Annotated in this window: 19 protein-coding genes; 17 read left to right on the forward strand and 2 right to left on the reverse strand. The window is 50.3% G+C overall.

The features are described 5' to 3' along the window. The first annotated feature begins 86 nt into the window (after positions 1-86). Complete coding sequence (locus DBY97_RS07265) at positions 87-1,382, forward strand: M23 family metallopeptidase (RefSeq protein WP_107723691.1); 1,296 nt, start codon at positions 87-89, stop codon at positions 1,380-1,382. A gap of 92 nt (positions 1,383-1,474) precedes the next feature. Beyond that, entirely contained in the window at positions 1,475-2,695 is a 1,221-nt protein-coding gene (gene pncB, locus DBY97_RS07270; RefSeq protein WP_070712162.1) for a nicotinate phosphoribosyltransferase, read from the forward strand. Between the two features lie 39 nt (positions 2,696-2,734). Here the strand turns inward: pncB and mtgA are convergent, their stop codons facing one another. Then, positions 2,735-3,436 carry a monofunctional biosynthetic peptidoglycan transglycosylase gene (gene mtgA / locus DBY97_RS07275; RefSeq protein ID WP_003684244.1) on the reverse strand — a complete coding sequence of 234 codons (702 nt, stop codon included), beginning with the start codon at positions 3,434-3,436 and terminating at the stop codon, positions 2,735-2,737. A 2-nt stretch (positions 3,437-3,438) separates the two neighbouring features. Then, positions 3,439-4,248: a shikimate dehydrogenase gene (gene aroE, locus DBY97_RS07280; RefSeq protein WP_107857945.1), complete on the reverse strand. Its 810-nt coding sequence runs from the start codon at positions 4,246-4,248 to the stop codon at positions 3,439-3,441. A 170-nt stretch (positions 4,249-4,418) separates the two neighbouring features. Between aroE and DBY97_RS07290 the strand changes: the two genes are divergently transcribed. The 15 genes from DBY97_RS07290 to DBY97_RS07350 all read left to right on the forward strand — a co-directional run. Continuing rightward, positions 4,419-4,808, forward strand: a complete 390-nt coding sequence (locus DBY97_RS07290) for a surface-adhesin E family protein (protein ID WP_107857962.1) — start codon at positions 4,419-4,421, stop codon at positions 4,806-4,808. A gap of 238 nt (positions 4,809-5,046) precedes the next feature. Further along, positions 5,047-6,465, forward strand: a complete 1,419-nt coding sequence (gene glnA / locus DBY97_RS07295; RefSeq protein WP_070608563.1) for a type I glutamate--ammonia ligase — start codon at positions 5,047-5,049, stop codon at positions 6,463-6,465. A gap of 375 nt (positions 6,466-6,840) precedes the next feature. Then, entirely contained in the window at positions 6,841-7,491 is a 651-nt protein-coding gene (locus tag DBY97_RS07300) for a site-2 protease family protein (RefSeq protein ID WP_107857946.1), read from the forward strand. Positions 7,492-7,622: 131 nt separating this feature from the next. After that, entirely contained in the window at positions 7,623-8,627 is a 1,005-nt protein-coding gene (gene dusB / locus DBY97_RS07305) for a tRNA dihydrouridine synthase DusB (RefSeq protein ID WP_107857947.1), read from the forward strand. Between the two features lie 43 nt (positions 8,628-8,670). Continuing rightward, positions 8,671-9,042, forward strand: coding sequence for a toxin (locus DBY97_RS07310; protein ID WP_107857963.1), 372 nt, complete (start codon positions 8,671-8,673; stop codon positions 9,040-9,042). A gap of 274 nt (positions 9,043-9,316) precedes the next feature. After that, the gene (locus DBY97_RS07315) at positions 9,317-9,556 is read left to right on the forward strand and encodes a Fis family transcriptional regulator (protein WP_003684241.1); all 240 of its coding nucleotides are present in this window, start codon (positions 9,317-9,319) and stop codon (positions 9,554-9,556) included. 43 nt (positions 9,557-9,599) lie between these two features. Beyond that, positions 9,600-10,334 carry a glutamine amidotransferase-related protein gene (locus DBY97_RS07320; RefSeq protein ID WP_107857948.1) on the forward strand — a complete coding sequence of 245 codons (735 nt, stop codon included), beginning with the start codon at positions 9,600-9,602 and terminating at the stop codon, positions 10,332-10,334. A 76-nt stretch (positions 10,335-10,410) separates the two neighbouring features. Beyond that, positions 10,411-11,286 carry a DMT family transporter gene (locus tag DBY97_RS07325; protein ID WP_036491959.1) on the forward strand — a complete coding sequence of 292 codons (876 nt, stop codon included), beginning with the start codon at positions 10,411-10,413 and terminating at the stop codon, positions 11,284-11,286. Positions 11,287-11,351: 65 nt separating this feature from the next. Next, positions 11,352-12,170 carry a hypothetical protein gene (locus DBY97_RS07330; RefSeq protein WP_107857949.1) on the forward strand — a complete coding sequence of 273 codons (819 nt, stop codon included), beginning with the start codon at positions 11,352-11,354 and terminating at the stop codon, positions 12,168-12,170. Positions 12,171-12,278: 108 nt separating this feature from the next. After that, positions 12,279-13,448 (forward strand): chloride channel protein, encoded by a 1,170-nt coding sequence (locus DBY97_RS07335; RefSeq protein WP_199900747.1) that lies wholly within the window; start codon positions 12,279-12,281, stop codon positions 13,446-13,448. Between the two features lie 163 nt (positions 13,449-13,611). Continuing rightward, positions 13,612-15,192 carry a bifunctional phosphoribosylaminoimidazolecarboxamide formyltransferase/IMP cyclohydrolase gene (gene purH, locus DBY97_RS07340; protein ID WP_107857950.1) on the forward strand — a complete coding sequence of 527 codons (1,581 nt, stop codon included), beginning with the start codon at positions 13,612-13,614 and terminating at the stop codon, positions 15,190-15,192. Positions 15,193-15,265: 73 nt separating this feature from the next. After that, positions 15,266-15,781 carry an SMI1/KNR4 family protein gene (locus tag DBY97_RS07345; protein WP_107857951.1) on the forward strand — a complete coding sequence of 172 codons (516 nt, stop codon included), beginning with the start codon at positions 15,266-15,268 and terminating at the stop codon, positions 15,779-15,781. A gap of 92 nt (positions 15,782-15,873) precedes the next feature. Then, positions 15,874-16,002: a hypothetical protein gene (locus tag DBY97_RS11555; RefSeq protein WP_263340632.1), complete on the forward strand. Its 129-nt coding sequence runs from the start codon at positions 15,874-15,876 to the stop codon at positions 16,000-16,002. Positions 16,003-16,026: 24 nt separating this feature from the next. Then, complete coding sequence (locus tag DBY97_RS11560; protein WP_263340635.1) at positions 16,027-16,155, forward strand: hypothetical protein; 129 nt, start codon at positions 16,027-16,029, stop codon at positions 16,153-16,155. Between the two features lie 765 nt (positions 16,156-16,920). Beyond that, on the forward strand, positions 16,921-19,774 hold a 2,854-nt coding region (locus DBY97_RS07350), incomplete at its 3' end, for an ESPR-type extended signal peptide-containing protein (RefSeq protein WP_283120753.1).

The raw sequence follows: 19,774 nt of genomic DNA on the forward strand, positions 1-19,774 counted from the left end.
GTTTAAACCAGCAGGCGGTCGCGGCAGGCCGGATGTGCCGGCATTCTGCAAACCTCAAAAACAGACCGCCCCATTAAGGATAACGCGTGATTAAAAACAAATATTCCACTCGATTTAAAGCAACCCTCTTAGCGTTTCTGCTGCCGGCTTCAGGCATCATGACCGCATACGCCATTACCGACCCTCAACCAGCACAGACCGATTTCAAAGTCGAGCGTATTTCCGAAGAGCTGCCTGCCGTTTATGTGGAAACCAATACCTATCAATCCAGCTATTGGGTGCAAGAAGCCGTCCAAGCCGGCGACTCTTTGGCAGACGTTTTGACGCGCATGGGTGTCAATCAAGAAGACATCAAGCAAATCATGGCGAAAAACAATGCCAACCTCGACATGAAAAACCTGCGGACCAACCAATCCGTCAATATCCGCATCGATTCTTCAGGCCAAGTGACCGACGTTCAATTCTTTACCGATGAAGAATTGGAACGCAACTTGGTGGCTTTGGAAAAAGTTAAGGGCAAATGGCGCATCTCCAATGCCGAAATCGACATGAAAACCATGCCGACCCTGCGCTCCGTACAGATTCGCACTTCCGCTATCGGCGATATGCTCCGTGCCGAAATCCCTTCCGAAGTGTATATCCAGCTCAAAGAAATCTTTGCCGACTCATTCAATATGAGCGATTTGAAAGAAGGCGATACCGTGCGTCTTTTGTACAACAGCATGTATTTCCGCGGTCAGCAAATGGCGGTCGGCGATATTTTGGCGGCTGAAGTGGTTAAAGACGGCAAAACCTACCAAGCCTATTATTACAGCCAAGGCAAAGGCGATGAAGAAAGCGGTAGCTACTACGACCAAAACGGTAAGTCCCTGCAACAAAAAGAAGGCTTTAATACCGAGCCTGTTGCATACACGCGCATTTCTTCTCCGTTCGGCTACCGTGTCCACCCGGTTCTGCATACTGTCCGTATGCACACCGGTATCGACTATGCCGCGCCGACCGGTACGCCGATTAAGGCCGCTGCCGACGGCGAAGTGATTTTCAAAGGTTGGAAAGGTGGCTACGGCAATACCGTGATGATTCGCCATGCCAACGGTGTGGAAACCCTGTATGGCCACATGAGCGCGTTCAGCCCTGCCGACGGCAGAGTCCGTGCCGGCGAAGTGATTGGTTTTGTCGGTACAACCGGCCGTTCGACCGGCCCGCACCTGCACTACGAAGCACGCGTCAACGGCCAGCCGGTCAACCCGACTACCGTCGCCTTGCCGACGCCGAAATTGACCCCGACCAATATGGCCGCGTTCCGCAAACAGCAAAAAGATGCCAGCACGATGTTGTCTACCATCCGCTCTTTGCCGGTTTCCGTAGCGCAGCTGGATTAATAAGATAAAGGCCGTCTGAATAAGGTTTCTTTCAGACGGCCTTTCCTATTAAAATCGATACCTCAACGCCCACGTTTACTCAGAGAAAGCTTATGTCTGCTCATCAGCCCATTATCCAATCCCTGCTTGATACCGACCTGTACAAATTCACCATGCTGCAAGTCGTGTTGCACCAATTCCCGCAAACCCACAGCCTCTACGAATTCCGCTGCCGCAACAAAGAGATGGTGTATCCGCTGGCCGATATTCAAGAAGACTTGGAACGCGAACTCGACGCCCTGTGTCAGCTGCGCTTTACCCATGACGAACTCGACTATCTGCGCAGCCTGCGCTTTATCAAAAGCGACTTTGTCGATTATCTCGAACTTTTCCAACTCCAACGCCGCTTCGTCCAAGTTAGCCCTGACGATCAAGGCCGTCTGAACATCCGTATCGAAGGCCCGATGATACAGGCGATGTTCTTCGAGATTTTCATTCTTGCCATCGTCAACGAACTCTATTTCCGCCGCTTGGAAACGCCTGCCGTCATCGAAGAAGGCGAGCGCCGTTTGCAGGCCAAAGCGCAACAGCTGAAAGAAATCGCGGCCACTCAAAATCCGAATGATCCGCCGTTCCTTATTTCCGATTTCGGTACGCGCCGCCGCTACACCCTTGCATGGCAGGAACACGTTATCCGCACCTTGTTAGAAGCCGCTCCTGATATTGTGCGCGGTACCAGCAACGTTTATCTGGCCAAAAAACTCGGCATCACACCCATCGGCACCATGGCGCACGAGTTCCTCCAAGCCTTTCAAGCCTTGGACGTACGTTTGCGCAATTTCCAAAAAGCCGCGCTGGAAAGCTGGGTGCACGAATACCGCGGCGACCTCGGTATCGCCCTGACCGATGTGGTCGGCATGGATGCCTTCTTGCGCGACTTCGACCTGTACTTCGCCAAACTCTTCGACGGCCTGCGCCACGACAGCGGCGATCCTTATGTTTGGGGCGACAAAGCCTACGAGCATTACAAAAAACTCAAAATCGACAGCCGCACCAAAATGCTGACTTTTTCAGACGGCCTCGATATTGAGCGTTCATGGGCGTTGCACCAATACTTCAAAGACCGTTTCAAAACCAGTTTCGGTATCGGTACCAACTTGACCAACGACTTGGGACACACGCCTTTGAACATTGTCTTGAAGCTTGTCGAGTGTAACGGCCAATCCGTTGCCAAACTCTCCGACTCCCCGGGCAAAACCATGACCACCAACAACACCTTCCTCGCTTACCTGCGCCAAGTGTTTGACGTACCGGAGCCGGAAGAGAAAGCCTAAAAACAAAGGCCGTCTGAAATGTTCAGACGGCCTTTTAAATTAATCCATATCGCTTTCGGGCAATTCTGCCGAACCCATGCGGCGTAAGATGATATTGGTTTTGTTGTGCATCCGTTTGCTCTTAGGGTGGTCTGCGTAAAACAGCGGGGCCGGAACGCGTGCCGTGAGCTTGGCAGCTTGTTGGCGGGTGAGGGCGGAGGCAGGTTTCTTGTAGAAATATTGGGATGCAGCTTCCGCGCCGAATACGCCGTAGTGCCATTCAATTGAGTTCAGATACAGCTCAAAAATACGGTCTTTGTCTGTAACCGCTTCCATCATTGCCGTAATCGCCGCTTCCTCGCCTTTGCGGATGTAGCTGCGGCTTTCGTTGAGAAACAGGTTTTTCGCCAGCTGCTGGCTGATGGTCGAACCGCCGGCTTTAACTTCGCCACTTTGCTTATTGCGTTTCATGGCGTATTTGATGCCGTTCCAGTCAAAGCCGCTGTGTTCGGCAAAGTTGGCGTCTTCGGAAGCAATCAGGGCTTTTTTGAGGTTGACGGAAATTTGGTCGTAAGGCACCCAGCGGTAATCTAGCTCGACATCGCGGCCTTCTTTTGCAAACTGGCTCATGCGCATGGACATGAAGGCGGTTTTGCTGGGCGCGACGGCGCGGTAGGTAATGATGTTGCCGTACACATAAGCGTTGAAGAAAATGAAGATGCCGATGGGCAGGGCAATCAGCCATTTGATGATGCGGAACATGGTTACAGGGCTTTCATGTATTCGATAACAGGGCGGATATCGGGCGTAAATCCGCGCCAAATATGGTAAGAGGCGGCAGCCTGACCGACCAGCATGCCCAGGCCGTCTGAAACTTCAGCAGCGCCGCTGCTTTGGGCAAAGTTCAAAAACGCCTGCGCCGCGTCGCCGTAAACCATATCGTAGGCAAGGCGGCAGTCGCGGAAAATTTCAGGGCTGACGGCAGGAAGCTGACCGCTCAAGCCGCCGGACGTGCCGTTGATGATGATATCAAAACCGCCGTTCAAATCCGCCATCGGGACAGCTTCAATGCTGAAAAGCTGCGCCAATTCCTCGGCCTTGGCGTGGGTACGGTTGGCAATAACGATACGGGCAGGGCGGTGTTCTTTCAAAACCGGAATCACGCCGCGCACCGCGCCGCCTGCGCCCAAAAGCAAAATGGTTTTACCTTCGATGGCAATATTCTTAACCTGCGTGATGTCGTTGGCCAAACCGATACCGTCAGTGTTGTCGCCGCGTATTCTACCGTCTTCCAACCACACCAGCGTATTGACCGCACCGGCAGCCAAAGCGCGGTCAGAATGCTCGTCTGCCAGCGCAAAAGCTTCCTGCTTGAATGGAACAGTTACATTTGCACCTTGCCCGCCCTCGGCACGAAACGCCGCAACAGCCTCGGTAAAACCGCCGATGTCGGCACAAATGCGCTCATATTCGATGGCCGCACCTTCCTGCAGCGCAAATTGCCGATGGATTTGCGGCGACTTGCTGTGGGCGACGGGGTTGCCGAAAACGGCGTAGCGGGGGAGGGTAGTCATGGTCGTGTTCCAAAAGACGAGAAGGCTATTTTATAACGGCGGCGTACAGATGGAAACGATACCGTCTGAAACGGTTGCCAGGTAGCATGATGGAATATTTGTTTCTTGAAAAAAAAGTCATTTTTTTACAATTTAACTTTATTTTGTTGATAAGGACGAAAGGGATGGACATGAAAAAGATGTTGTGCTTGGCAGTATTTGCATTAGGGTTGGCAACGCCGGCGGTGGCGGAAGATTGGGTGTTGCTAGGTATTAACAGTCACAATACTACCATATTTGGTGATGCAGACAGCCGTACGGACAATAGTGCATGGTTTGAAACAAGGTACGCCGAGCCGAAAAAGATGATTAGCAATGGAAAATTTTATAATACAGCTAAAGCGTTGGAAGAAATGGATTGCAGTGGTAAACGTTTTAGGGCTTTGACAGTAACGTGGTATTCCGAATCGGGAAACCCTATCGGTTCTTATACACCATCCTATGCCGAATGGAGTTATGTTATTCCCGGTACGGGTGGAGAGAGTGTGTACAAATTTGTCTGCAACCACGATCCTCGTTGACCATTTTCAAATCAAACAACAGATGCCGTCTGAACTGCTTTCAGACGGCATCTGTTTTGTCGGCATTCGGACAAAAGGGCGGGCATTCCGCTTGGGAATAGACAAACCGAAGCATATTGTTGACAATTAAACAGTCTGAAACTATATTTCATTGCGTAAAAACGGGTGCCCTGATGTATTTCAGACGGCCTTACCGTGATAGAATAACAACTTAAACCCATTCCCTCAGGAGCTGAAGATGTCCATCAAAGACGCTGTAAAACTGATTGAAGAAAGCGAAGCCCGCTTCGTAGATTTGCGCTTTACCGATACCAAAGGCAAGCAGCACCACTTTACCATCCCCGCCCGCATCGTTCTCGACGATCCCGAAGAATGGTTCGAAAACGGTCAGGCGTTTGACGGTTCGTCCATCGGCGGTTGGAAAGGTATTCAGGCTTCAGATATGCAGTTGCGTCCCGATGCGTCTACAGCCTTCGTTGATCCTTTCTATGACGATACCACTGTTGTCTTTACCTGCGACGTTATCGACCCGGCCGACGGCCAAGGCTATGACCGCGACCCACGTTCTATCGCGCGCCGCGCCGAAGCCTATTTGAAATCTTCCGGTATCGGCGACACCGCCTATTTCGGCCCCGAGCCTGAATTCTTCGTTTTTGACGGCGTAGAATTTGAAACCGATATGCACAAAACCCGTTACGAAATCACTTCCGAAAGCGGCGCATGGTCAAGCGGCCTGCATTTGGACGGTCAAAACACCGGCCACCGCCCGACCGTCAAAGGCGGTTACGCACCTGTTGCGCCGATTGACTGCGGTCAAGACCTGCGTTCTGCCATGGTCAATGTTTTGGAAGAACTCGGCATCGAAGTGGAAGTGCATCACGCCGAAGTCGGTACTGGCAGCCAAATGGAAATCGGCACCCGTTTCGCCACTTTGGTCAAACGCGCCGACCAAACTCAAGACATGAAATATGTGATTCAAAACGTTGCCCACAACTTCGGTAAAACCGCCACCTTCATGCCTAAACCCATCATGGGCGACAACGGCAGTGGTATGCACGTTCACCAATCCATTTGGAAAGATGGTCAAAACCTGTTCTCAGGCGACGGCTATGCCGGTTTGTCCGATACCGCCCTTTATTACATCGGCGGCATCATCAAACACGCCAAAGCCTTGAACGCGATTACCAATCCGTCCACCAACTCCTACAAACGCCTCGTGCCGCACTTTGAAGCGCCGACCAAACTGGCATATTCCGCCAAAAACCGTTCCGCTTCCATCCGTATTCCGTCTGTGAACAGCAGCAAAGCACGCCGCATCGAAGCGCGTTTCCCTGACCCGACCGCCAACCCATACTTGGCATTTGCCGCTTTGTTGATGGCCGGTTTGGACGGTATTCAAAACAAAATCCATCCGGGCGACCCAGCCGATAAAAACCTGTACGACCTGCCACCGGAAGAAGATGCATTGGTGCCGACCGTTTGCGCTTCTTTGGAAGAAGCACTGGCCGCACTCAAAGCCGACCACGAATTCCTCCTGCGCGGCGGCGTGTTCAGCAAAGACTGGATCGACAGCTACATCGCCTTTAAAGAGGAAGATGTCCGCCGCATCCGCATGGCGCCGCATCCGCTGGAATTTGAAATGTATTACAGCCTGTAAAACAGCTGAGGCATTTTAAATAGGAAATCAAAGGCCGTCTGAAACTGGATTTGAAGTTTCAGACGGCCTTTAGGCTTGAAATAAATGGGGTGCTCGAATTGGGTATGATTGCGAGAAGCAATGAATCATACTGTTTGAAAACCTTTATGGAATTGGTACTGCGTGTTAAATTTCAGCATGACAGGTCTTTTATTAAAGATATTCGCCATTACTTTATAGTGAACCAGTCTTCAAACTAAATCCGCAAGGTAAGGGCATTACTTGGGAAGAGCTGAAAGAGTCTTTCGATTCGGATAAGACAGAAGAAGATTAAAGCCTCAGGCCGTCTGAAAGGATATTTTTTGTTTTCAGACGGCATGTTTGATAAGGAAAACCATGTTTGCAAATTTTGATTTAGGCGTATTTCTGCTGGCAGTATTGCCCGTGTTGTTGGCCATTACCGTGCGCGAAGTGGCACGCGGTTATACGGCGCGGTATTGGGGCGACCATACCGGCGAGCAGCTTGGGCGTTTGATCCTCAATCCGCTGCCGCACATCGACCCTGTCGGTACGATTGTCGTGCCGCTGGTGTGTCTGATGATAGGCAGTTTTTTGTTTGGTTGGGCGCGTCCTATGCCCATTGATTCGCGCAATTTCCGTGATCCGCGCCGCGCGTGGCGTTGGGTGTCGATTTCAGGCCCGATAGCCAATCTGATTTTGGCATTCTTTTGGGGTTTTGTCGTCGTACTTGCCGCGTATGTACCTGAATCGTATCAAGCACCGTTGGCGCAGATGGCCGGTTACGGCGTGATGGTGAATTCGATTTGGGTCGCATTCAGCCTGATTCCGATTTTGCCTTGGGACGGTGGTATTTTTATCGATACCTTCCTTAACGCCAAGCAGTCCATGCAGTTCCGTAAAATCGAGCCATACGGCACATGGATTATCCTGATCCTGTTGTTTACCGGCCTGCTGGCCAAACTGATTTGGCCGATTATCGAAATGATTCAGGCCGCAGTGCAGATGGTGGTCATGCTGTTTATTTAAATGTTGTGGCTGAAAAGGCCGTCTGAAACTCAGTTTCAGACGGCCTTTTTCATTGTGCAACATGTAAATACGATTGGAAAAGTTGCTTAAAAATTGTACAATTTCAGCCCTTTCAATTTGGCGCACACATCATGCACATCGGCGGCTATTTCATTGACAACCCCATCGCACTTGCCCCTATGGCAGGCATTACGGACAAACCGTTCCGCCGGATTTGCCGCAAGTTTGGCGCAGGGTGGGCGGTATGCGAAATGCTGACCAGCGATCCGAGCTTGCGCCATACCAAAAAAACCTTGCGCCGCAGCGATTTTGAAGGCGAGGGCGGAGTTGTAGCCGTGCAGATTGCAGGCAGCGATCCGCAACAGATGGCGGAAGCTGCGCGTTACAACGTCGGCCTGGGCGCGCAGGTGATTGACATCAATATGGGCTGCCCGGCCAAAAAAGTCTGCAATGTGCAGGCAGGCAGCGCATTGATGCAAAACGAGCCGTTGGTTGCCGAAATCTTGGCAGCCGTTGTCAACGCGGTGGACGTACCCGTTACCCTCAAAACCCGTTTGGGCTGGCATGACGAACATCAAAACTTGCCGACCATCGCCAAAATTGCCGAAGAATCAGGCATCGCAGCCCTTGCCATCCACGGCCGCACCCGTACGCAGATGTACAAAGGCGAAGCGCGTTACGAACTGATTGCCGAAACCAAAGGCCGTCTGAACATCCCCGTTTGGGTCAACGGCGATATTACTTCGCCGCAAAAAGCCGCCGCTGTCCTGAAACAAACTGCTGCCGACGGCATCATGATAGGGCGCGGCGCACAAGGCAGACCGTGGCTTTTCCGTGATTTAAAACATTACGCCGAACACGGCGTTTTGCCTCCGGCCTTAAGCTTGGCAGAATGCAACCTCACCATTTTGAACCACATCCGCGCCATGCATGAATTTTATGGAGAAATTGCCGGCGTACGCATTGCCCGAAAACACATAGGCTGGTATATCGACGAAATGCCCGACGGCGAACAAACACGCTGGGAAATCAACCGCTTGGACAGCGCCGCGGCACAATACGATACCCTTGCCGCCTATCTTGAGGCGCTTTCAGAAAAAACCGACCGCTGGGTATGCCACTATCGGGAAGGCTAAAGAGTTTCGAATTTCAGACGACCTTTTCTTTTTGAAAGTAAATATGAAATTGACCCCACGTCTCAAACGCTTCGGCATAGCCGCGCTGTTGCTGACAGGATTCAGCATTTACGCTTATGACTACAATCTGATAGCTTGTAAATTAATGAATCGCTATTGGAATGAAGACAAAGGCAGGTGCATGAATCCCGATTGCCGTCAACATGATGCTTGCGTGATGAGTGCGTTTAAGAGTAGAGCAACATGCGAAACCATCCGCCCCGGTGACAGTTTAGACAAGGCTTGGTATGTACTGGGTAAGCCTTGGTATGAGGAAAACGGGCGTTTCTTTTGGGATGATAAATATGGAGATCATGTAGCGGAAATCGAACCGGACGGAGAAAAGGTTGGCAAGATTACCTGCTTTGGGGAGTAGGTTGCGTGAGGAGATGGTTTCAGGAAGCCCTATGTTTAAGTTGTTAAAACAATTGTTTGTCAAAAAGCATCAAGCTGATTCCATGTTTCCGCGCAATCGTTTCGAACATGTGGATTGGGAACAGGAGTTAAAGAAATCTATTTCAAAATAAATCGATAGTTAATCAAAAATAAATATAAATCGGATAGGGTAAATTCAATCAAATCAAATAAACGTCGTCTGAATGTTCAGACGGCCTCATCATTTAAAAACAAATCCAAAGAAAGACATGACGATGAATCAAACGACGACTGACATTGCGCAATGTATTGAACAAAACTTACGACAATACTTCAAAGACTTGGATGGTACAGAACCTTGCGGTGTGTATGATATGGTATTGCATCAAGTGGAAAAGCCGATGCTTGCCTGCGTGATGGAGCAATGCGGCGGCAACCAGTCTAAAGCGGCGGTCATTTTGGGTTTGAACCGCAATACCCTGCGTAAAAAATTACAACAGCACGGTATGCTGTAATACGGCAGGGCAATCCGTCCTGACGGTCGAAGGAGAAATAACAATGCAAAATCCGAATAAATTAAATATCCATTTCATCTTGCACGAGGTATTTGAAGTGCCGGGAGCATATTTGAAATGGGCGCAATGGCGCGGACATAACATCAGTACAACCAAAGTGTACGAATGTGAAGCCCTGCCTGACAATGTGGACGATATAGATTTTTTGATTGTGATGGGCGGGCCGCAATCGCCTGATGAAGACAGGCAGGCATTCCCGTATTACGACCCCGAATCCGAGCTGCGCCTGATGCGTCAGGCGATGGCGGCGGATAAATATATTGTCGGCGTGTGTTTGGGTGCGCAGCTTTTATCCGTTGCCTACGGCGCGCGCCACACACGCAGCCCTGAGCGTGAAATCGGCATTTATCCGATTGAGCTGACGGCGGAAGGTTTGGCGGATGCCCATGTTTCCCTGTTGGGCAAAACCCTGAATACCGGCCATTGGCACGGCGATATGCCCGGTTTGACGGATAAGGCGGTTGTGTTGGCAACCAGCAAAGGCTGTCCGCGCCAGATTATCCGTTTTGCGCCCAAACATTATGCCTTCCAGACCCATTTGGAGTTTGACCGTGAAGCCGTCGGGCTGCTGATTGCGGCGGACGGACGCGAAAATGTGGCCGAACAAAGCCAAGCCCAAACTTATGTCCAGCATCTGGATAAAATCGAAGCGGCGGATTTCAGTGAAATGAATGTCAAACTCTTCGACTTTTTGGATTCGCTGACGAAGACAAAATAAAAAAGGCTTACTCTCCAGGCCGTCTGAATAATAAATATAGAGAAGAAACGATTAACCCTTTTTAAAAGGTCGGACCATGTTCTATCAAATACTTGCCCTGCTGATTTGGGGCAGCTCTTTTATCGCTGCCAAGTATTCTTACGAGATGATCGACCCTGCGTTGATGGTTGAGGCACGGTTGTTGATTGCCGCGTTGATGGTACTGCCGTCGTGCCGCCGTCATTTGGGTAGGATTCCGCGGAGCGAGTGGAAGCCGTTGTTGTGGATTTCCTTTGTCAACTACGTTGTCGTTTTGATGCTTCAGTTTATCGGTTTGAAATATACATCTGCCGCCAGCGCGGTTACCATGGTCGGGCTGGAACCCTTGCTGGTGGTTTTTGTCGGTCATTTCTTTTTCAACGACAAAGCGAAAATTTACCACTGGATTTGCGGTGCGGCAGCGTTTGCCGGCGTGGGCATGATGGTAATGGGCGGTGCAGAAGAAGGCGGTACGATTGATTGGTTCGGCTGTTTGCTGATTTTGCTTGCGGGATTGGGTTTTGCAGGCGTGATACGACCGAGCCAGCAGATGATTGCCCGCATCGGTGCGCCTGCATTTACCGTGGCTTCCATGGCGGTGGCGGCGGTGTTGTGTCTGCCGTTTTCGCTGGTGTTGGCAGACAGTTATCAAATCAACTGGTCATGGGGCGGTACGCTGTCGATTTTGTATATGGGGATCGGTTGCAGCTGGCTTGCCTATCTGTTGTGGAACAAAGGTATGAACAAAGTCCCTGCCAACGTCTCCGGCCTGCTGATTTCGCTTGAGCCTGTCATTGGCGTTATCATGGCGGTGCTAATTTTGGGCGAACATTTAAGTGCTATGTCTGCGATGGGTATTACCGTCGTTATTGCGTCCACTTTTGTCGCCGGTATGTTGGCGCGTGTCAGCAACAAACACAAAAAGGCCGTCTGAAAACGGTTTCAGACGGCCTGAAGTAAGCAGTACTTTTTTCAATAAAACATTTTGGGAAAATTTCTATGAAACACATTATCTCCCTGCTTTTGCTTGCCTGCCCTATCTTGGCGTCGGCTGCACCCGATAACGATAAAGCCGCCGTACAGGCCGTCATTGCCAAGTATTACAACCGACCGCTTGCCGCGCACAAATGCCAGCTCGCCAAGCCGCCGAAAGACAGTGAGACAGCATCTGACAATATCATGTATTGCATGAACCCCGTTGCCGATCATACCGTAACGCGCAACGGTAAAGCCACGCGCTATGTGCTGTACACGGGTTTTGCCTACGATATGAAGCTTAAAGTCAAACAGGATGCGCATGCTTCTTCGGGTTTGGCGGAATTGTTTGTTTTGGAAAAAACAGACGGAAAGTGGGCAATCAAACAACATGGAAGCGATGAAATTGGCGCATGGGGGGATGTGCCGGAGAATAAGGATTGGCGGTTTGTCCAGATGGGTGAGCAAAACTGGGGCTACACTGTCGAATCAGGTTATACAGGTCAGGGTGAAACGACAACCGGAGAAAATTTCCTGTTTACCGATAATAGCAACCGTGTCCGTAAAAGCTTAATTATCAACGGTAACGATAACGGCGCATATTTTGGCGATTGCGATGAATTGAAAGGGCGTGAAAAACGAAACTGCAAAGACAGATATACCAGCCTGGAAGCCAAAATTGCTTTTGACAAAAGCCGTCCTGCCGTATCCGGCGTATGGGCGTTGACTGCAAAACTCAGCGGCGTATCAGGAAAGAAAAATTATAAAAATCAGAAATATATTTTCCCTTATAACGGCAAAACCCACGTTGCCCCCAAAAACTATCCCTTAGGCGGACAATAGTTCCCTCGAAAAACGCTTTGATCAAACCACTACTACCTCAAGTCAAATCCCGTGAAAGAAACGCATAAACTCTGGGCCGCCCTCATCATTACCGGCATTATCGGCGGCATGGTCGGCATTGTATTAACCGAAATCATGCACACAATTCAACATCTTGCCTACGGTTACGGTTCAGACGGCCTATACGTTTCATTCCGAGAGGGCGTAGCGCAGGCAAGTCCTGTGCGGCGTATCGGCGTAATGGCCTTTTGCGGCGTGGTGGTCGGCTTGGGGTGGTGGTTGCTCAAACGCTACGGTAGGACGCAACCGAGTATCAAAGCCGTGGTTAAAAATCCGCTTGCCGGTTTTCCATTTTTTGAAACCGTCAGCCATGCCCTGTTGCAAATCATTACTGTCGGGCTGGGCTCGCCGCTCGGCCGCGAAGTTGCACCACGCGAAATGACTGCTGCCTTTGCTTCAGTAGGCGTCAACCGTTTCGGGTTGAGCGAAGACGACGCAAGGCTGGTCATCGCGTGCGCCTCGGGTGCAGGTTTGGCAGCCGTGTATAACGTGCCGCTCGCCTCCACACTTTTCATCCTCGAAGCCATGCTTGGCTTGTGGACGCAGCAAGCCGTCGCCGCCGCATTGCTGACTTCAGTCATCGCCACCGCCGTCGCGCGCATCGGCTTGGGCGACGTGCAGCAATATCATCCGACCAACCTTTCCATCAACACATCATTACTTTGGTTTTCCGCCATCATCGGCCCGATACTGGGCGCAACTGCCGTCTTTTTCCAGCGCACCGCCCAAAAATTCCCCTTCATCAAGCGCGACAACATCAAAATCATTCCCTTGGCCGTCTGTATGTTTGCACTCATCGGCGCGATTGCCGTTTGGTTTCCCGAAATTTTGGGCAACGGCAAAGCAGGCAACCAACTGACCTTTGGCGGATTGACCGACTGGCAACACAGCCTTGAGCTGACCGCCGTCAAATGGCTGGTCGTCTTGATGGCGCTGGCGGCAGGCGCATACGGCGGCCTGATTACCCCGTCCATGATGCTCGGCAGTACCATTGCCTTTGCAGCTGCCGCCGCGTGGAACAGCGTTTTCCCAGAAATGTCCTCCGAAAGCGCGGCCGTTGTCGGCGCCGCCGTTTTCCTCGGCGTTTCCCTCAAAATGCCCCTGACAGCCATAGCCTTTATTTTGGAGCTAACCTACGCCCCCGTTGCCTTACTCATGCCATTATGTACAGGCATGGCGGGCGCAGTATGGGTAGCAAAGAAAATGGGATTTAAATAGGCAAAAGCATCAGGCCGTCTGAAACCAAGTTTCAGACGGCCTTTTACAATAAAATTGTCAACAATGTCTATAAAAACCTACTGCCAAAAAGGCGAAAATAGCGGATAATACCGCCCTGAAAATTCATCCCATACTGATTAAACCTTCAACAAAGGAAATCCAAATGTCTTCCATCAAACGCGCCCTGATCAGCCTATCCGACAAAACAGGCGCAGTCGAATTTGCCCAAACCCTGACCAAGCTCGGTGTTGAAATCCTCTCTACTGGCGGTACAGCAAAACTCTTGGCTGATGCAGGCGTTCCCGTTATCGAAGTTGCCGACTATACCGGTTTTCCCGAAATGCTCGATGGCCGCGTGAAAACCCTGCATCCGAAAATCCACGGCGGCATCCTCGGCCGTCGCGATTTGGACGAACACGTCGCCAAGATGGAAGAACACGACATCGGCAATATCGATTTAGTGTGCGTCAACCTCTACCCCTTCGCCGCCACCATCGCCAAACCAAACTGCACACTGGAAGACGCGATTGAAAACATCGACATCGGCGGCCCGACCATGGTGCGTTCTGCCGCGAAAAACTGGAAACACGTCGCCATCGTTACCGACACCGCCGATTTCCCGGCCATCGCCGCCGAACTCGAAGCCAACAACGGCGCATTGAGCGACAAAACCCGTTTCAATCTCTCACGCAAAGCATTCAGCCATACCGCCCAATACGACGGTATGATTTCCAACTACCTGACCTCGCTTTCAGACGACGTCTTAAGCGGTCAGCCCCAAATCGGCGAATTTCCAAGCCAGTTCAACCAAAGCTGGATTAAAGTGCAAGACATGCGCTACGGTGAGAATCCGCACCAACGCGCCGCGTTCTACCGCGATATTTACCCCGCCGCAGGCAGCCTTTCCGCCTACAAACAGCTGCAAGGCAAAGAATTGTCGTACAACAACATCGCCGATGCCGATGCCGCATGGGAAGCCGTCAAATCCTTTGACGCGCCGGCCTGCGTGATCGTGAAACACGCCAATCCGTGCGGCGTAGCCATCGCATCCAATACCTTGGATGCCTACAAACTTGCCTACTCCACCGATACCACCAGCGCATTCGGCGGCATCATCGCCTTCAACCGCGAAGTGGACGGCGAAACCGTCAAACAAATTACCGACAACCAATTTATGGAAGTCCTCATGGCGCCGAAGTTCACCGCCGAAGCACTCGAAATCGCCGCCGCCAAGAAAAACGTGCGCGTATTGGAAGTGCCGCTCGAAGCAGGAGCCAACCGCTTTGAACTCAAACGCGTCGGCGGCGGACTGTTGGTACAAACCCCCGACATCCACCGCCTCAACCGCGCCGATTTGAAAGTCGTCTCCAAACGCCAACCGACCGAGCAAGAATGGAACGACCTGATGTTTGTTTGGAACGTCGCCAAATACGTCAAATCCAACGCCATCGTCTTCGGCAAAGGCGGTCAAACCTACGGCATCGGCGCAGGCCAAATGAGCCGCGTGGACAGCACCCGCATCGCCGCCCGCAAAGCGCAAGATGCCAATCTCGACCTCAACGGCGCATGTGCCGCTTCCGATGCCTTCTTCCCATTCCGCGACGGCGTAGATGTCATTGCCGAACAGGGCATCAAAGCCATCATCCATCCCGCAGGCTCCATGCGCGACCAAGAAGTCTTTGACGCAGCGGACGAACACGGCATCGCCATGGTCGTAACCGGCATCCGCCATTTCCGCCACTGATAAGCTGATATAAAATAAGGGCCGTCTGAAAACCGATTTCAGACGGCCTAAGTTTTAATAAATGGGATAAGTCATGTCTTTTAGCCAAGCTGAGTTGGCAGATTTTGCTGCTAATCTTTTTGTTAACTATGACGAAGGTTTTGAAGGGGATACGCCGCTTACGGATGAGATTATTGCACGCGTGGAAGAGGAGCTGGGCTATTCTCTGCCCATCGACTATATCGCTTTGATGCGCCAGAAAAACGGCGGTAGTTTGAAACGTTGTTTTTTTCGTTATACCGATATGGATGGATATGAATGCGAGCTAATCGTTCGTGGTATATATGGTATTGGTTTTGCGAATAATAATGCCTTGTGCGGTCAAATGGGTAGCCGTTTTTTGGAGGATTCCAAAAATCACGCATTGCCGCATATTGGCGTTTACTTTGCCGAAGAAGATAGCGGGCACGGATTTTTTGCGCTGGATTACCGCAACATAAATGCCGATGGTGAGCCATCGGTTATCAATATTTATTTGGATAATTTTCATGAAGAATATATTGCCGACAGCTTTGCTGATTTTGTCCGTCGTTTGACTGCAGACGAGTAAGTAGAGCGGATAAGTAGTTAGGATTTCAAATATTCCTGTTACCGATAAGCTGATATAAAATAAAGGCCGTCTGAAAACAAAGTTTCAATATCATGAAACCCGTTTTCAGACGGCCTTCTTTAATCATCAAACAATTTAGCGGCCTAACTGCAAATCAGGACAAAGCAACCAAGCCCCAGCTCGTCCGATTCATGCAGCAACACAACGCCGCTCAAGTCTAAAGCCAACCCATTCAGAGAAAGAACATGAAACACATTCTCCTCATCATTACCCTCGCCACACTCACCGCCTGCGCCTCCAGCCATACCGGCGGCTATGGCTATGCCGGCAACAACGGCGCTTCCGCAGGCGTAACCCAAACATTCCGTTGGTAAGGCCGTCTGAAAAACAACACAGTTTTCTACAATAGAGAACAAACAACTCCCAAACGTAAAGGCAAGTTTTACACTTGCCTTTTTAACGCTGTCCATCGGCTTAATAGCGCATAAATTCGTATCATTTGTTCACTATTTATATGTTAGGAAACGTCAAAGGCCGTCTGAAACAGGCGATACAAACCCGTTACACGTTTCAAGCCGATCTTCAATACAAATTTCATTAATTCTCTAAATAAAAGCCCATATTTAAATCTATCACTAGAGAAACTATTCAAATCATATATTATTTAGTAATCATTATTGTTTGAGAATAAAAAAGTAAAATCAAATAGCTAGAAAAGCCGTTTAAAAAAAGCAACAAGTAAATTTAACGGGCATGACCGTTGAGGCCGAAAAAGTAACACTTTATCGGAAGAGTTGATTTACGAAACCAAACGCATATAAAATTTGGACAAGGATTCCGAATGCATTGAAAGAAGCTGACAAAAAGTGACTTGTTAAGAAACAAGCTGACAAAAAACGGCACATCGTTTCCCAAACTTCACAAGCTTCCCAAAATGTATCAGCATAAAATCCCATAAAACAGGCTTTTAGCTGTTATTCGGCCGAGTGTGGACTTTTGGCACGGGAATTGCATACAGGAGATTACGGCATGAAACCGCATAAAGGGGAAACTCTGAAATGCGGCAAATGTGTGGACAGGCGGTTTACAGCCGAGCAACACGTCCCAAAAGAAATCAAACCCCTTACAGGAAAATCGATATGAATAAAGTCTTTAAAGTTATTTGGAATCACGCGACCCAGACATGGACCGCGGTTTCCGAAATCAGCCATGCACACGGCAAAAAATCCGCTTCCGATAAGCGTAAAGCCGTAGCTGCTGCAGTTGCAGCGGCAGATGCCTTGATGGCTTCAGGCGCTGCTCAAGCTGGAGTGGATCTTGGAAATTCTGCAGTTAATATTTCTCCAAATGGCACTTATAACGGAAGTAACAACGTTGGCCAAAACTCTATTGTTGTAGGCTATCAAAACACAACTAATAATGAGTGGGGTACAACTGCGATCGGTGCTAATAATACTGCGACCGCAAACTCTGCATTGGCTGTAGGTAACAACAACCAAGCAACCAAAGGTGCTTCAACTGCAATCGGTGTAAGCTCTATTGCAAGTGGTGAAGCTTCTATTGCAATTGGTAACGTAGCCCAAGCAACTCAAATTCGTGCGACTGCAGTAGGTAACCGTGCGACTGCTACTCAAGACTCCGCAAGTGCATACGGTAACCGTGCAACTGCTGACGCACAATTTGCAACCGCTATCGGTGATAATTCTCATGCAAGTGCTGCGGCTGTTGCAGTGGGTACGCATGCAGATGCTTCACATCAAGATTCTATCGCGATTGGTAATAACGCTCATGGCGCTTGGACCAATGCGATTGCTGTCGGTAAAGATAGCGTAGCAAAACAAGACCACGCGATTGCAGCAGGTACTAGCGCAAATGCGTCAGGTATTCAAGCTATCGGCGTTGGTTCATATACAAAAGCAGAAGGTAATCTGACAGTTGCGGTTGGTCCATATGCGCAAGCCAATAAAGAAGCTGCAGTTGCTGTAGGTTCTAACGCTACTGCTGCTGAGTCTAACTCTATTGCCGTGGGTCAAACTGCTACTGCGGCTAACAATAACTCCATTGCTGTCGGTACAAAAACAGCTTCTAGAGGCGATAATGCAATTGGTATCGGTGCTTATGCTGAATCAACTGCTGCACGTAGTACCGCTATCGGCGTGTTGTCTCAAGCGAATGGCGCAGGCTCATTTGCCGGTGGTGCATCTGCTCAAGCAACAGGTGAAAATTCTGTAGCTATTGGCGGTGCGATGGATGGTAATTTTGGTAATAAAGCAGGTACTGCTGCTAAAGCCAATGGTAATAACTCTATTGCAGTAGGTTCTAAATCAAATGCTTCTAAAACTGCTGACGTTGCAGTAGGTTATGGTGCGACAGCCAATGGTACTTCTACTGGTGCTAATGCTGAAGGTACAGTAAACAACGCCGGTTCAGCAATGGCAATCGGTACTGAAGCTCAAGCAACCGGTATCGTGGCAACTGCCATCGGCCAACGTTCTCAAGCTCTGGCAAACGGCGCGGTAGCATTGGGTGGCGACGCTCAAGCCAAACAAGGTTCTGACGTAGCAATCGGTCGTGGCTCTGTAGCCAATGGTACTTCTGCTTCTGCATTCGGTCCTGCTGCTCAAGCAACTGGCAAATACGCAGTAGCTTTGGGTGTACAAAGCCAAGCTACCTCCGAACAAGCAATCGCATTGGGTCGCCTTTCTCAAGCCAACGGCAAGTTTGCAACTGCTTTGGGTAACAACGCTCAAGCAACAGCTCAAAACACTCTGGCTTTGGGCACAGAAGCTAAATCTACTATCGAAAACAGCGTAGCCCTGGGTAACGGCTCTACAACCAGCGCATTCGCACCTACTAACAGCGCTACTGTTGGCAACTACACTTACGGCGGCTTCGCAGGCGCAACCAGCGGTTTAAATAACGGCGCAGTATTGTCTGTAGGCTCTGCAGGTAACGAACGTCAAATTCAAAACGTTGCTGCAGGTCGTATCTCTTCAACTTCTACCGATGCAATCAACGGCTCTCAATTGTTTGCCGTAGCAAACCGCATCGAAAACCTGAATCCGTTTGTATTCACAGGCCACAATGGCAGCGGTAGCTCACCAGCTGAAGGTACTTACAAATACGATCCTAAATCAAATGCCAATAACACTCTGAAACTGATCGCTGGTAACGGTTTGACAATGACCTCAAACGGCACTAACGAGTACACCCTGAGCGTAATCGGTGGCGGTTCTACTGGTGCTTCCGGCGCAACTGGTGCGACTGGCCCTAAAGGCGATACTGGTGCAACCGGTCCTAAAGGCGATACTGGTGCAACTGGTGCTAAAGGCGATACCGGTCCTGCTGGCCAAAACGGCAGCAACTACACTATTGAAGTTGAAGATGATGACGAAAACGGTACCCATACCATCACTATTACTGATCAAAATGAAGGCTCAGTGACTACTACCATCGTTAAAGACGGTAAAAACGGTAAAGATGGTAAAGACGGTGCTACTGGCGCAGCCGGCGCTAAAGGCGACAAAGGTGATACTGGTGCAGCCGGCGCTAAAGGCGACAAAGGCGATACTGGTGCAGCCGGCGCTAAAGGCGACAAAGGTGATACTGGTGCAGCCGGCGCTAAAGGCGACAAAGGTGATACTGGTGTAGCCGGCGCTAAAGGCGACAAAGGTGATACTGGTGCAGCCGGCGCTAAAGGCGACAAAGGTGATACTGGTGCAGCCGGCGCTAAAGGCGACAAAGGTGATACTGGTGCAGCCGGCGCTAAAGGCGACAAAGGTGACACTGGCGCAGCCGGTGCTAAAGGCGACAAAGGCGATAAAGGTGACACTGGTGCAGCCGGCGCTAAAGGCGATAAAGGTGACACTGGTGCAGCCGGCGCTAAAGGCGACAAAGGTGATACTGGTGTAGCCGGCGCTAAAGGCGACAAAGGTGATACTGGTGCAGCCGGCGCTAAAGGCGACAAAGGTGATACTGGTGCAGCCGGCGCTA

The organism is Neisseria subflava (genome assembly GCF_003044645.1).
Classification (GTDB): Bacteria; Pseudomonadota; Gammaproteobacteria; order Burkholderiales; family Neisseriaceae; genus Neisseria; species Neisseria subflava_B.